The organism is Novipirellula rosea (assembly GCF_039541335.1).
Lineage (GTDB): Bacteria > Planctomycetota > Planctomycetia > Pirellulales > Pirellulaceae > Novipirellula > Novipirellula rosea.
On the sequence record NZ_BAABGA010000016.1, the window covers coordinates 12,901 to 26,937 of the forward strand.

General features: G+C 55.5%; 13 protein-coding genes. 6 read left to right on the plus strand and 7 right to left on the minus strand.

The features are described from left to right. Nucleotides 1–159: 159 nt before the first annotated feature. The 3 genes from ABD971_RS05405 to ABD971_RS05415 form a co-directional block, all read right to left on the minus strand. Nucleotides 160–297, minus strand: coding sequence for a hypothetical protein (locus ABD971_RS05405; RefSeq protein WP_345320169.1), 138 nt, complete (start codon nt 295–297; stop codon nt 160–162). 14 nt (nt 298–311) lie between these two features. Continuing rightward, entirely contained in the window at nt 312–1,100 is a 789-nt protein-coding gene (locus tag ABD971_RS05410; protein ID WP_345320171.1) for an SDR family oxidoreductase, read from the minus strand. A gap of 891 nt (nt 1,101–1,991) precedes the next feature. Then, nucleotides 1,992–3,263, minus strand: a complete 1,272-nt coding sequence (locus ABD971_RS05415; protein ID WP_345320173.1) for a serine hydrolase domain-containing protein — start codon at nt 3,261–3,263, stop codon at nt 1,992–1,994. A gap of 818 nt (nt 3,264–4,081) precedes the next feature. On the opposite strand from ABD971_RS05415, the gene tnpA reads away from it, so the two are divergent. Further along, nucleotides 4,082–4,546 (plus strand): IS200/IS605 family transposase, encoded by a 465-nt coding sequence (gene tnpA / locus ABD971_RS05420; protein ID WP_345320175.1) that lies wholly within the window; start codon nt 4,082–4,084, stop codon nt 4,544–4,546. 164 nt (nt 4,547–4,710) lie between these two features. On the opposite strand, the gene ABD971_RS05425 is transcribed toward tnpA, so the two are convergent. Further along, nucleotides 4,711–5,910: a tRNA-uridine aminocarboxypropyltransferase gene (locus ABD971_RS05425; protein WP_345320177.1), complete on the minus strand. Its 1,200-nt coding sequence runs from the start codon at nt 5,908–5,910 to the stop codon at nt 4,711–4,713. Between the two features lie 222 nt (nt 5,911–6,132). On the opposite strand from ABD971_RS05425, the gene ABD971_RS05430 reads away from it, so the two are divergent. Then, nucleotides 6,133–7,413 carry an outer membrane protein assembly factor BamB family protein gene (locus ABD971_RS05430; protein ID WP_345320179.1) on the plus strand — a complete coding sequence of 427 codons (1,281 nt, stop codon included), beginning with the start codon at nt 6,133–6,135 and terminating at the stop codon, nt 7,411–7,413. A 93-nt stretch (nt 7,414–7,506) separates the two neighbouring features. On the opposite strand, the gene ABD971_RS05435 is transcribed toward ABD971_RS05430, so the two are convergent. The 3 genes from ABD971_RS05435 to ABD971_RS05445 all read right to left on the minus strand — a co-directional run bounded on the left by ABD971_RS05435 (nt 7,507) and on the right by ABD971_RS05445 (nt 9,336). Beyond that, on the minus strand, nt 7,507–7,923 hold the full coding sequence (locus ABD971_RS05435; RefSeq protein WP_345320181.1) for a hypothetical protein: 417 nt from the start codon (nt 7,921–7,923) through the stop codon (nt 7,507–7,509). Beyond that, the gene (locus ABD971_RS05440) at nt 7,910–8,416 is read right to left on the minus strand and encodes a putative molybdenum carrier protein (protein WP_345320183.1); all 507 of its coding nucleotides are present in this window, start codon (nt 8,414–8,416) and stop codon (nt 7,910–7,912) included. The genes ABD971_RS05435 and ABD971_RS05440 overlap by 14 nt, the downstream gene beginning before the upstream one ends. 173 nt (nt 8,417–8,589) lie before the next feature. After that, nucleotides 8,590–9,336 carry an RluA family pseudouridine synthase gene (locus ABD971_RS05445; protein ID WP_339943819.1) on the minus strand — a complete coding sequence of 249 codons (747 nt, stop codon included), beginning with the start codon at nt 9,334–9,336 and terminating at the stop codon, nt 8,590–8,592. A 444-nt stretch (nt 9,337–9,780) separates the two neighbouring features. Between ABD971_RS05445 and ABD971_RS05450 the strand changes: the two genes are divergently transcribed. The 4 genes from ABD971_RS05450 to ABD971_RS05465 all read left to right on the plus strand — a co-directional run bounded on the left by ABD971_RS05450 (nt 9,781) and on the right by ABD971_RS05465 (nt 13,945). Beyond that, nucleotides 9,781–10,035, plus strand: a complete 255-nt coding sequence (locus ABD971_RS05450) for a FeoA family protein (RefSeq protein ID WP_345320188.1) — start codon at nt 9,781–9,783, stop codon at nt 10,033–10,035. A gap of 148 nt (nt 10,036–10,183) precedes the next feature. Next, the gene (feoB, locus tag ABD971_RS05455; protein ID WP_345320190.1) at nt 10,184–12,544 is read left to right on the plus strand and encodes a ferrous iron transport protein B; all 2,361 of its coding nucleotides are present in this window, start codon (nt 10,184–10,186) and stop codon (nt 12,542–12,544) included. 14 nt (nt 12,545–12,558) lie between these two features. Then, nucleotides 12,559–12,765, plus strand: coding sequence for a hypothetical protein (locus ABD971_RS05460; protein ID WP_339943813.1), 207 nt, complete (start codon nt 12,559–12,561; stop codon nt 12,763–12,765). A 175-nt stretch (nt 12,766–12,940) separates the two neighbouring features. Beyond that, a complete protein-coding gene (locus ABD971_RS05465; RefSeq protein ID WP_339943811.1) occupies nt 12,941–13,945 on the plus strand; it encodes an AAA family ATPase in 1,005 nt (334 codons plus the stop codon). Nucleotides 13,946–14,037 lie beyond the last annotated feature (92 nt).

A 14,037-nucleotide genomic window follows, 5' to 3' on the forward strand; every position in this document is an offset into this window, starting at 1 on the left:
TCTAATACGATCGTCAAATGGCATGCGATTCGAAACCAGCCAAACTTGATGGGGTCAAGTTCGGTTGGAATTGAACTGTGTTTGCGTGTTTCTCCCATCTCCAAACCAAGCCGTCGTCGGGGTCCATGACCTCGATGACACGTTGGAAACCACATTTTGTTAAAACACGCGTCGACGCATTCGTTTTGGGAATTGCTGTTTGTCCGCAGGCGACATTGCATCGATCTTCGCCAACGTCTCTTCGACTGACGCGAGAATCAGCTCGAGACGCTTCGTTTGCAGTGGAAATGGGTTCATGTATGCCTACTTATTTAAACGATTAATGATTGGCCTCCGTCAATCCATACGGGCGTGCCGGTGATGTGATCGGAGAGATTGCTCAGTAGAAACGTGGTGAGGTAAGCGACCTGCTTTGGCGTGCCGAACTCGCCGCCCGTCAGCGGAATGTTGCCTTCAGGAAACTCGACGGGGGTTTCGATTTTCTCCAAATGTTGGCGTTCTGTTTTATCATGGATCTCCGATTCAATCGCTCCCGGACAGATCACATTGACCCGAATTTTTGCCGGCGCCAATTCCAGTGCCAGCATTTTGGCGAGTGCAAACTGTCCCGCCTTGCTCGCCGCGTACGCCGACGCCCCTTCATTGCTGAACGTACGGGTGCCATTGATTGATGACATGATAACGATGCTGCCGCTGCCTTGCCGCCGCAGGTGGGGAACACAATGATGAACCGCGAGATACGTGCCGGTCAGATTGACGTCAATCGTGCTTCGCCACTCCTCGGGTGTTAGCTCATCGATTGGCGCCCATTTTCCGTTGGTGCCTGCATTGGCAACCAATCCGTCAAGTCTTCCAAAGTGGTTCACGATCTTTTCGATAGCCGTTTTCATTTCCGATGAATTCGTCACATCGGCTGTTGCCCAAATTGCCGTTCCACCGTCGGACTCGATCACATCGACCACGTCCTGTAACTCATCTTCGTCTCGAGCGATCACGGCTACTTTTGCGCCGCACTTGGCAACCTCGACCGCAATTCCCTTACCGATACCTTCACTACCACCGGTGATCACGACCACCCGATCGTTCAGTTCAATGTTCATCGTCGACCTCGAATGTTCTGGATTGTTTTTTTTTGGGGGGGGCGAATCGGCTTCGCATTGAGCCCCTTTTGACAACGCTGTGAAGCATTTTCTCGTAGCGACCTTCGCCAGTAGGTGGTGATTCTTATTGGCCGGCAACCATCCACGCTCTGGCGAGCATAGCTACGGAACGCAATTGCCGTAATTTGCCGTCTCTAAATTCTTCACAGCGTTGCCCTTTTGAGCACATTGCGTGCCCGAAACTTGAGCGGGCAACTGACGCAGCAATGATTCGTAATGATAGAGCTGGATGATTCGGTGGAGAGTTGAAATTGGTTGGTATCGCGATCGAATGCTAATGTTTCAGCCACGTCGTTCTGGTTGGGGTGCGGCTCGACAGCTAAAACATTGCGTCTGCGGTGACTTTCGGTCGGGATGGTTTCTGCCACCTCTCCATCAACTTCGCAGACGGCTGTTTTCGTAGCAATCGCATAGGCCGGAGGCCGAAACATGTCCTGCCGTTGGCGTGAGCCAACGGTTTAAGAGCGACCTGTCGTTGTAAGGCCGGAGGCCGGCACACTGACCGAGAGTGTGCCGCCCGCTGGGCTATGTTTCCCCGCCTCCGGTCGCCGGCGGCTCACGCCGCCGGCAGAGGGTGTGTCGGCCTCCGGCCTGTAATCAATGTTACCAAACCAACACACTCCTTCGTCGGTGGGGAGGTGACATCCACATACGCCGGAGACAATCACCGTGAACCCCCGATATTAACACCGAAGTTTTAGCAGCCCAGGATTTTGCCCACCGTTTGACGACGCGGGCGGGATTAAGATCAAAAGGATGATTTTGATTAAGAGATCAGACGCGATCTCGCGAGTGCGCTGCTTTGCGCGGAGTGAGGGACACTCGCGTCTGTTACGGTTTTCTTTGCGGCGCACCCACTAGACGCTGGTTCGACTTTTGCAGTCGATCCATCAGCGGGTCCAAAACCTCTTTTTTGGTGGTCGCTTGCCATGTGGGTGCATCGGCGGCGATTCGCTTTTGCGACTCGGGCATTTTCTTTCCATCGCTGAAACGATGCTGAGTCGCCAACACGCCGATACTCTGCCGTTGTCGGTCCAGCCACATCAGAGTCCCGCTCGATCCCGAATGCGAAATCTGGTTGGCCAGTCCATCTTTGCCATTGGATTTGAGCATAAAGCCAAGTCCATAGAACTTGCCCGGCCGATCGCCGCGGTACATCTGTTCGATCGCATCACGCGGAATGAACGTTTTGCCATCATGCACCCCATGGTTCTGATGCAACAACATGAACTTGCTCAGATCGTCGAGTGTCGAAACAATCCCGCCACCGACGGACTTGTATTTCCCCGCTGGAATGGGCGGCGGAGGCAACTTGCGGCGAAACTTTCCGTCCGACCGCCACAGCCAATAAAAATCGGCCATCTGTTCGGCGGTCTCTTCGTCGGGATAATAAGTGGTCTGCGTCATCCCCAGCGGCTCGAACAACTCCGTTTGAATCGCGGTTTCGAGTGAGCTGCCGGTCGACACCTCGACGATCCGGCCTGCAATATCGTATCCAATTCCGCTGTAGGCAAATTCGGTACCGGGATGGATCGGCATCGGTATCTTGGCTTCCTCGGTGACGGCATCGGCCAGCGTCATCCCTTGACCCCGGAGTCGCAGCCAGGGACGTCCGCCCTCGTCATAGTCCGAGCGAAAGCCAGCGGTGTGACTGAGACATTGACGCAGCGTCGGTATGGTTACGGGACGCTCGCCGGACTCGAGCACCAGGTCACTCATTTCATGCAGATATGCATCGATCGGGCGGTCCAAATCCAATCGCCGCTCGGCGGCAAGCTTGACGACGAGCGTGGCGATGATCGGTTTAGAAATCGAAGCGACGTGAAACGGAGTGTCCGCAGTAAAGGGTTTGCCGTGTTTAATATGGCGAAACCCGAATCCGTCTTTGAAAACCGTCTCGCCCTCGTGCACGAGCAACAAGGCGCCACCGGGAACTTCGCCACGCAGCACGCTTTCGTCCAAATGTTTACGGAGCATGTTGCGATCTTCAGAAGCAAGGATGTGGGGTGTTTTCTTCGCTGCCGCATTATGTTCGGCTGGCAACGAGCTGGCAGCCACCAGGAAGCAACACAGCACGCCCGCAAAATAGCTCACAGTCTTCATGCAACACCACGATAGGAGACGCTGGGAACGAATTTCAGAGCGATAGCGTAGCTAGATCCCCCCATGGCTCCTAGTACGCCTCGCTCAGCCCCCCAAACAGTGAACGGGCGATCATCCCCGCGCCTTATTTAAGACAAATGGTTCGGTTTGAGCTTGGTTAGAAGGCAATATCCCCGCGAGCCCCCCCAAAAATCGCAGCGAACCACGGACTGAAGTCGGTGGTTCTCGCCTGCAATCGCTTCGCGACTATGTCGTCTGCGAGTCGCAACGCGACGACAGGCTGTAGCCCCGGACGTCAGTCCGGGGAAAAACGTTGCACTCAATTTGCCGAGTCGCGAAGCGACGGCATGAGATCGCACAGAAATGCAGTCTCCGTTGAAGTGACGAATCGCATGGTTTGCCGATACGTGGGGTCGTTGCCCGCGGACCTCGAAAGGCACACCTGTCGTCGCGTCGCGACTGGATTGAATCGGCCGTTTGCTGACCACGGACTTGCGTCCGTGGCTTTCACATGCCATCGCTTCGCGATTTTGTTGTCTGCAAGTCGCAACGCGACGACAGGCTGTAGCCCCGGACGTCGGTCCGGGGAAAAACGTTGCACTCAATTTGCCGAGTCGCGAAGCGACGGCATGATGACTTGCCCCCGGTTGTCCGATTGGTGGCCAACTAATGATAGCACGCGACGTCGTAACTTGCCCTCGCCCTGCGATTTGCAATCAAGCAGTCGCAACGCGAGGATAGACAATAGTCCCAGACTACATTTCGGGAAAAAGCCCTACAACACAAATTGTCGTAATCCAACGACAGGAGAACGGACGATGTCATCTCACCACGGTATTCTTGTGCATGTCGTTTTTTCAACCAAATATCGTAAGCCACTTCTTCACTCAGATTGGTTAGACGACCTCTTCGCTTACATCGGAGGAACAATAAAAGACCACAAAGCCGTACTACTGAAGTCGGGCGGAATTGAAGATCACGTTCATTTGTTGCTTAAGATCCATCCCACGTTTGCAATCGCTGCGACCATTCAATTGCTAAAAGCAAACTCATCGAAGTGGATCAACGAGCAAAAATGGTTGGAAAACAAATTCCAATGGCAACTTGGTTACGGTGCATTCTCAGTCAGTCAATCGATGGCGAATGAAGTCAAGGCGTACATTGCGGGTCAACGGGAACATCATCGCAAACGGACCTTCCGCGATGAGTACCTAGCAATGCTCAAGAAACATGAAATCGAATTTGATCCACGCTACGTCTTCGAACAGGAAATCGTTGGATAAAAACGCCTGTCGTCGCGTTGCGACTGGCCTAGAATGGTTTCGGAATAATCACGGACTGACGTCCGTGGCTATCACGTGCCATCGCTTCGCGATTTTCGTAACTGCGACCGAACCACGGATTTGTGTTCGCGTGCTACCCCTTCGTGATTGCGCGTGCGTTGCCGCTAAGGTTGCGGGGCGACTTCGTGTTGGCTGAGGTGCTTGGCGAAGGCGACCGCGTTGGCGAGCCGTAGCGATGCTCGTGAACTGCCGTCCACTTGTGCCTCGATCGCTTGGTCGACCAAAAACGACTCGAGCGAATCGGATTTGGTGTGCGACTTCATGTGAATCGACTTTAGGATCAAGGTGTCCGAAAACTCGGCATCGACATTCCTCAATAACTTTGCGGTGTTCGAATGATAGACGGCAACGTGGTCGGTCGGACGCAAGAACGCTCGCCACCGCTCGCGAAAGCTTTCGACCGAGACGGCATCGGCAAAGTCATGCTCGCTCAACTGCAAACGATCCAGAAAGTCACTCTCGAGCCCTGAGTCGGTTTGGATCGCGCACTCAAATCGCTCGCCGCTGACCAGTCGCTCGGCGGTCCATAGGATCGGTTTGGCGCGGAAACGATTCCGCACCCCTCGGCGTGCTCCGCGATCGAGCCGCTCTCCCTTCTCTTGTTCGCCATACGCGACGACGACGTTCTCGAGCTCGCGTGTCAGAACGCGTGGCACGTTAGCCGAACCGCGACGCCGTGATTGGTTGGCTCGCCAATTGGTGGCCGACGGTGTGTGATTGAGTTGGTCGTCGACCATCCGCTCGAACGCGCCAAGCAGCCGATCAAGCCCCTCGGTCTCGGGCTCGATCGCGCGCAGTGCCGACACGGTGGCTTCGAGTGTCGAAAGCGCATGTTCATTCGGCTCGCGGCGGATTCGATAGCGGCCTGGGGTTTCCGGTGCCAATCGGTAACGCGGCAATGTTTGCAGCCGAGGGATATCCCGCATCAACGTTTTGGCGTGGTGCCACGTGCCGTCGATCACGATTAATTGTTCGGGACGTTCAGCAGGCGAAAGTTCACTTAACAATTTCGCATCGTTGCCGGGGTATAGCACACCGACGCGATCGGACAGCGGCAGTGAATCGAACCGCCGGTTGAGGTCGACGTTGTGCTCGGTCATCAAATCACAACGGCGAAGCGATTGATTGACGATGCGAGCAGTATTGAAAGGATGAAAACGCTCGCGACGATGCTGCAGAATCAGTACGTCGGTTTGGTTGTCGACCGCGGGGATCGCATCACAAAAACAGGCCTCTGCAGGCCGAAAACAGCGATAGCAGCGTGGTTCCGAGTCCTTTGCGGGTCGCGTTTCGAGAGCAGGCATAAATGACGTTGAATCGGTAAAAAGCGAAGCGAAATGAGAATCGGCAGAGCCAAAGGACCTTGATGACCTTGGCCGTAGTGTACTGTAAAATGCCGGCCTGCCTTCCCCAAATTCGATCGCGGCCCTAATTCGATCGCCGCCCGCCGTTCCTCCGATGTCGAGATCGCTGCGTCACTAAATCACGACGTCAACTGCCCCCTTATTATGCGAAGTGGAATTTTTATGAATCGTCCTGTTTGGTTTGCCACACTGGCGTGTTTCTTGTGTCTTTCACAGTGGATGACCGCTGACGTCCGTGCCGACAACTGGGCTCATTGGCGTGGGCCGACGGGTAACGGAGTCGCTCCGGATGCCAATCCGCCGGTTGAATTCGATAGCCGCAAAAACGTGAAATGGAAAGTCAAAATTCCAGGTCGCAGCTCGGGTTCGCCGGTGGTGTGGGAGGACCGTGTCTTTGTCGTCACCAGCGAACCGGCGAGCAATGCGAATCGCTCAGGCGGACTGCCTCGTCTGAGTTTCAAGGTGCTGTGTTTTGATCGCGGGACCGGCAACTTGGTTTGGGACGCGGTCGCCACCACGTCAACGCCTCATGAGCCGACGCATGCGACCAACAGTTTTGCATCCGCGTCGCCCTGTACCGACGGCGAACACGTGTACGCGCACTTTGGTTCGCGCGGTCTGTACTGCTACACGATGGACGGCAAGCTGGTGTGGAAGCGAGATGATTTTGGCAACATGCGAACGCGGAATTCGTTTGGCGAAGGCAGCTCGCCCACGATCGAAGGCGAGATGATCTTGTTGCCTTGGGACCACGAAGGCGACTCGGCGCTGTACGCGCTGGACAAGCGAACGGGAAAGACGATCTGGAAAACCGATCGCGATGAACCCACCGGCTGGGCAACGCCGCTTGTGGTTCCGTCGGATGGCAAAAAACAAGTGATCATGAACGGTGAGAATTCGGCTCGCAGCTATGATTTGGAAACTGGCAAAGAGTTGTGGTGGTGCGCGGGGCAAACCCAGCGTCCCGCAGCGAGTCCCGTGTACGCCGATGGAATCGTTTACATCGGCAGCGGATTTCGCGGCGCGTTCTTGGGCGCATTCGAGCTGGACGGCCGCGGCGACATCGAAGGAACCCGCAACGTGGTGTGGCACTTGGATCGCGACACGCCTGATATCGCTTCGCCGTTGCTGTCATCCGGCCGCATTTATTTCTACAAAGGCAAATCGGGATTGTTGTCGTGCGCCGACGCCAAGACGGGGAAACTGTTTTACAGCACGCAGCGATTGCCAGGCCTGCAGAACATCTATGCATCCCCGATCGCCGCGGGAGGCTACGTCTATTTGTTCGACCGCAATGGGTCGGTCGTGGTGATCGAAGACTCGCCGACGCTAAAGGTGGTTGCCACGAGTTCGATGGGCGAGACAGTCGATGCCACCCCCGCGATCGTGGACAACGAAATGTTCATCCGTGGTGAAGAACATCTGTTTTGCATAGCAAAATAGGATCGCGAAATAGGATTGCGAAATCGTATCGCGAAGTAGAGCAATGCCGTGAAGCATTTGTACGCGGCAGATTACGGCATTTGCGTTTCTTAGCTACGAGAAAAGGTCACTCGCAAGGACGGCAGTCCAGGCGACGGTGCGAATCCAATTGGTGTGGACCAAACGGCGAATCGTGACAACATCGTAGCCGTGTCGCTGCAAGCGGTTGTGACAGGGAACACTAAGCATGAACGTGGAAACCCAGGCGATGGCGATGCAGAGGATCGCGAACCCGTCCGCGAAACTGGGATTCGAAACGATCGCCCAACCATGCAGCCCGACTTGTACGAACATCAGCGGGATCACAAAGAACGAGATCAGTTGGGTGTAGCGTCGGTGCCACGATTGGAATCGATCGAGATCACAGAATTCAAACGAAGGATAAATGATCCACTGGACCAACCAAATCAGCACACATAATCCTGTGTCGACAAGCGGTTTGAGTTGCAGGACGATGTCAGGGATGTTCATTGAAGACGTCGATCAGAAAAGCAAACGAACGTTCGTAGATGCCGGGGGACGAGCTTTCACGTGGCCCGGCGATGTTCAGTGTTGCTGGCTTTTGCTTGGCAAGCCAGCTGGCAATCATCGCGGGCTGGTCAACCGGTAACCGCGCCAACAAATACGCTTTGCCAAGCCGATCGCAAATCCGCCGTGTCAGTCGCGTGCCGCTGCCAAGTTTCTTTTCGTACAAAATTAAGGTCGCGTCGCTGTCGATCACGTTTTGCTCGGTGCGCGCCGGATAGTCGCTCGATGGCATCTCTTGCAACTCGTAGCGACTGGGGATACTGCCGTCTTCGGACAAGCGGCCTGCCGGACACCAACCGCCATGACCAATTCCCAACGCGATCGCAACGTCCAACCCGGCTCGATCCACCCCAGTTTGGCCTCCGGAGATGATCATTGCTGGCCAGAGTCGTGGCTTGGCGGTGAGTTTGGATTTTGACGACTTCTTTTTGGTCATGACTACCGCTTTCGCCTATTCACTTCAAGCTGCCCCGCCGCACCGTCGGCTTTCGCTCTGCAAAAAAGGACGCTTCACCGGCTTCGTGTTTTGCCAGTTTTCCCGGGAAGCGTTAGCCCCCCGGAACCGACCGAAACTCTTGACGAGTTCCGCTTCATCGATGGCAACTTTACTTACCGCTGTTCGGGCGTTCCTAGTTTCGCTTCCATCGATTTGTCTAGTACGAGATTTCGTCGCGATGGAATTAGCTTACCAAATTTCTGCCACGATTCGGGCAACGGCGCGGACCAGCCGACACGCTCGCGGAGGGTGGGATGGGTGATTTCAAGTTTCCAGCTATGCAGCGCGATCCCCGATTCGAACGGGTTGCTGGCGTCATATTTCCGGTCGCCCCAAACGGGGAAACCGAGATGAGCGAATTGCAGCCGAATTTGATGTTTGCGTCCGGTCAACAATCGCACCGCGACCAGCGATGCATCCGGCGTCGCGGCGAGACAGACGTAACGCAGCCGAGCGAGCTGAGCCCCATCACGCTGTTTCGGCACAATTTCCATGCGACGAGCCGAATCGTTTTTGGCAACATGATCGACCAGCTCGCCATACTCGGCGTCCAAACATCCCTCGAGCACGGCGAGGTAGGTTTTCGAGGCGAGATCTTTGCCTTGACCCGAAAACTGGGGCGTCAACCGCGATGCCGCCTTGCTGGTTTTCGCCATCACGATCACGCCGCTGGTCATCGAATCCAATCGGCTGACGATCCCTAGATACGCACGGCCTGGCTTGTTGTAACGTTTACGCAGGTATTCGGTGGCGTGGATGTGCAGCGTGGGACCTGTTTCCGCTCCCATCGTGATCAGTTCAGCTGGTTTGTTGATGACCAGCAAATGGTTGTCTTCAAAAAGAATGTCGAGGTCGGACATGAGTGACGAGCGAGTTAGGAACAAGGAAGAATGAGAGATCCGAAGATCGTACGATCCGAAACGTGATTACGTTGGTTGTAGTGCCCCGGAGCGAGGAAACGTAGGGCATTGAGACAATTCCGGGCGGATTCTTCGCTTCCACAGCGGATTGGCAGCAGTAATCGCAGGCTGCGGAATCCCGGCCCTAAGGCAGCGAGCCGTTTGTCAGTGCAAGAAATTTGGGGGGATCGTAGCGGGAGCCGTCAAGACTTTCATTGAATTTACCAAACGATCCGAAACTCTCGCGTGACTTCCGCTTCTCCGTTACCACGAAATTTGTCGACGACTTTTGCTATCGTAGTTCCGGGACGCCCCAACGCTGAATGCTCTGGCTGTCTTGACAACAGACCGCGAGATGTTCACAATCAGCCTTACTGAGACTGATTCTCAATAAAAGGAAAAGGCGTGACTGTGACGACACTTGATCAGCTGCAACCGGGGCAAATGGCCAAAATTGTCCGCATTGACGGATTTGATGGTATTGCATCACGTTTGCGAGAAATGGGCTTTGTCCCAGGTCAATCGGTACAATTTCTACGCTCGGCGCCGTTGGGCGATCCGTTGAAGTGCTCGGTCCAGGGCAGCCGGATTGCGGTCCGTTGTGGCGAAGCACGTCGTGTCTTGATCGAACCGATCGCGGAACCCGCGTTGGTCTCGTAACGACCGAATTCGTTTTGCTCCCATCCGCATGCAAGAAATCAATCCGGATGCGACGATCCGTGTCCTGATCGACACGCCCTCTCCCCCTTCCTCTTGTCAGAGCGTTCCTTTCCTCTGGCACGACCTTCCTAGGACATAGATTAAATCAATGGCGAGTTCCGCCAATCGCACCTTGCCCTCGGCGGGAAAGACGACTGCAAAAGTAACCTCCCGCGTGGCGCTTGTTGGCAACCCCAACACGGGCAAGAGCACGCTGTTCAATGCACTGGCGGGAATGAATGTCCGCACGGGCAACTACGCGGGCGTCACGATTGAAAAGAAGATCGGACGCTGCAACCTGGGCGGCCCCACCGACGCTGGCGACCACCGAGTCATCGATTTGGTTGACCTGCCGGGCACCTACAGCCTGGCCCCACGTTCACCGGACGAATTGGTGGCGGTCGAGGTTTTGACAGGCGATGTCGAATCGGAATCGCCGATCGATGTGATTGTTTGCGTGGTCAACGCAACTGTGCTGCAACGAAATTTGTTCTTGGTCAGCCAAGTGCTCGAGCTTGGCAAACCGACGATCATCGCGTTGAACATGATCGACACGGCCGACGCACGTGGCTTTGTGATCGATGTCGACCAATTGTCCAAGAATCTGGGCGTTCCGGTCGTTTGCACCAGTGCATCGCGAAGGACAGGAATCGACGAATTGAAGTCGGCGATTCGCACAGAACTCGAGCAAGCGGATTCCGAATCCGTTCACCTGAAGCAGCGTGACCGTCCGCTGCCCAGCGAGTTTTACGAGGTTTGCAGCGAATTGCGAAGCGAGTTAGTCGCGCGAGCCTGCACGACGGAATCACTCTCGCACCGCGCGGCGACCGAAGCGGTTCTTCCCGACCAATATTTGATCGAACGGATGTTGTTGGATCGCGGTGGTGAAGCGGAACGACGAGCGGTCCGCCGCCTGGGTGCCGCCGTTTTGCCAGCGATCAGTGCGGCACGAGAAAAGTTGGCCGACAAGGTGGGCGATGCGATCGACATGGAGTGCAGTGCACGCTATTCGTGGGCCGCACGCAGTCTGCAAAATGTCGTCTCGACCAAACTTGGCAAACCACGCAACGCAACCGATCTGTTAGATGCCGTGTTAACGCATCGTGTGGTTGGATTGGTTTGCTTCTTTGCGATGATGTTCCTGATCTTCCAGTGCATCTATTCGTTTTCGTCGTATCCGATGGATGCGATCGAATACGGCACCGGACTTGTATCGGATTGGGTCACCGCCATTGTGCCACCGGGAATGCTGCGAAGCTTGTTGGTGGACGGCGTGATCGCGGGCGTCGGTGGCGTATTGATTTTTCTGCCGCAGATCGCACTGCTGTTCTTCTTCTTGGCACTGTTGGAAGACTGTGGCTACATGGCCCGGGCCGCCTTTTTGGTCGACCGCGTGATGACGATGTTTGGGCTGAGCGGCAAGTCGTTTTTGCCGATGATGAGTTCGTTTGCATGTGCGGTGCCCGGCGTGATGGCGACTCGCGTGATCGAAAACCGCCGCGACCGATTTGCCACGATCATGGTCGCGCCGCTAATGAGCTGCAGTGCTCGATTGCCCGTTTATCTGTTGTTGATCGGAGCATTTATTCCAAGTGCCAGCTACGTGGGCGGGTTGCTGTCGACGCAGGCGTTGGTGTTGATGGCCATGTATTTAGTGGGGGTCGTAGTCGCGATTCCCATTGCATGGATACTGAAACGGACGCTACTGCGAGGCGAGGTGGCGCCGTTTGTGTTGGAGTTGCCGGAATACAAAGTTCCTTCGGCGAGCGTGCTGTTTTCTCGCGTTTGGGAAGCGAGCAAAGCGTTTGTGGTCCGTGCGGGCACGATGATTTTTGCGGCGTCGATTGTGATTTGGTTTGCTGGTTTTTGGCCCGGAGACCATTCGCGACAATTTGAAATCCAACGTGAGCTCGAGCGACTCGAATCGATTCAAGTCGCAGCGAGCGAATCAGCGGCAGAGGATGAAATCGTGGCAGAGACGCCTGAGCTTGACGAGATCGCCGCTCAGATTGAAACGCTCGAAGCCGAGCACCGCGTCTTGAGTGCGACGCTGCTGGAGAACAGTGCGCTCGGGCAAATCGGGCATGTGATCGCACCTGTGGTCAAGCCACTTGGATGGGATTGGCGAATTGGTGTCGGAGCGGTCGCCAGTTTCCCGGCACGCGAGGTGATCATCGCGACCTTGGGAACGATCTACAGCCTCGGCGGCGACGTCGATGAAGAGGATGACGGTTTGATGGCGGCGCTGCGAGCGTCGAAGTGGCCCGACGGCAGTCCCGTGTTCACGATACCGGTGGCGTTATCGATCATGGTGTTCTTTGCACTGTGTGCTCAGTGCGTCAGCACGCTGTTGGTGATCAAACGAGAAACCAATTCGTGGTTCTGGCCCGTGCTCAGTTTTTCATACATGACCGTGTTGGCCTACCTTGGCGCATTGGTCACGTATCAAGTCGGCACACGATTCTTCTAGGAGAACTTGGCACCGTGATCGATTGGCAAACCGTAATTTCGATCTGCATTGTCATCGCAGCTGCGTTGTGGTTATTGCGGGGGATGGTCGCGACGGTCCGCAAAGGGCTCAGCCGCAATCCGGAGGACTCGGTGGGCTGTGGCAATTGCCCCAAAAATCCCGCGACCAAGACGGAGAACAATTTGGTTCAGTTAAGCCGCCCCAAACGTGATTCACGATAGAGCGTGCGATTGAGGCGTTTTGGGAATCGGGTTTGTTGATTGGCTGGAAGTCAGTCCCACATTTTGGGTCTGACAAAAATGCAGGGGTGTGTCACCCCACGCGGCGTGGAATTTCGTTAGAATCGGGCACCGAGCGTCCGGTCATTTCGTTTCTCCACTCTTTGCCAAATGCAACATGAGCACCACTGTCGAGTCGATGCAGAGCCAAGCGGATGAGTTTCGTAGTCGTTACGGGGCTGTGCGTGACATGATTGGCCGCGTGATCGTCGGTCACGACGACATCGTTCATGGCGTGTTGACAGCGATGTTATGTGGCGGTCACTGTCTGCTCGAAGGCGTTCCCGGTCTCGGTAAAACGATGTTGGTGCGAACGCTTGCCGAAGTCCTCGAGCTGAATTTCAACCGTATCCAATTCACGCCTGACTTGATGCCCGCGGATATCTTGGGCACGAACATGATCAACGAGGACGAGCACGGACGACGTCAGTTCGAGTTCCAACGTGGTCCCGTGTTCACGCAAATCTTGTTGGCAGACGAAATCAACCGCGCGACGCCGAAAACGCAGTCGGCGATGCTCGAAACGATGCAAGAGGGAACCGTCACGGCGGCGGGCCAGCGGTTCACGCTCGATAAACCCTTCTTCGTCCTGGCGACACAAAACCCGATTGAACAAGAGGGCACCTACCCGTTGCCGGAAGCCCAAATGGACCGTTTCTTATTCAAATTGGTGGTCGGTTACAGTTCCCGCGAAGATTTGAACGAGATCGTCGATCGCACCACTCGCCGTGTGAAAACGGAAATTGAAAAGGTGATGGATGGTGCCGAGATCATGAAGTGGCAAACGCTGGTCCGCGAGGTGATTTTGGCGCCTCACGTGCAAGATTACTTGGTGCGTTTGACATTGGCGACGCATCCCGATGGAGCTCACAGCGTCAAGGCGACCAACGACTACATCCGCTGGGGCAGCAGCCCTCGGGGTGCCCAAACATTGGCACTCGCATCAAAAGTCCGTGCGTTATTGGATGGCCGATACAACGTCAGTTTCGAAGACATCCGCCGTGTCTACTTGCCGGCAATGCGGCACCGCGTGCTGCTGAACTTTGAAGCGCAAGCCGAAGGGGTCCAACCCGACCAAGTGTTGCTGGACATCCTGGAAAAGGTTCCCGATAAAGCGGACTGAATCTCGGCCGCCGTTGACGATCCGGACTTCCCTGATTCAAAACACGATTTGTCCCCCCTCTCACTCCTCCCCCACCTACCTACCACGAGCGA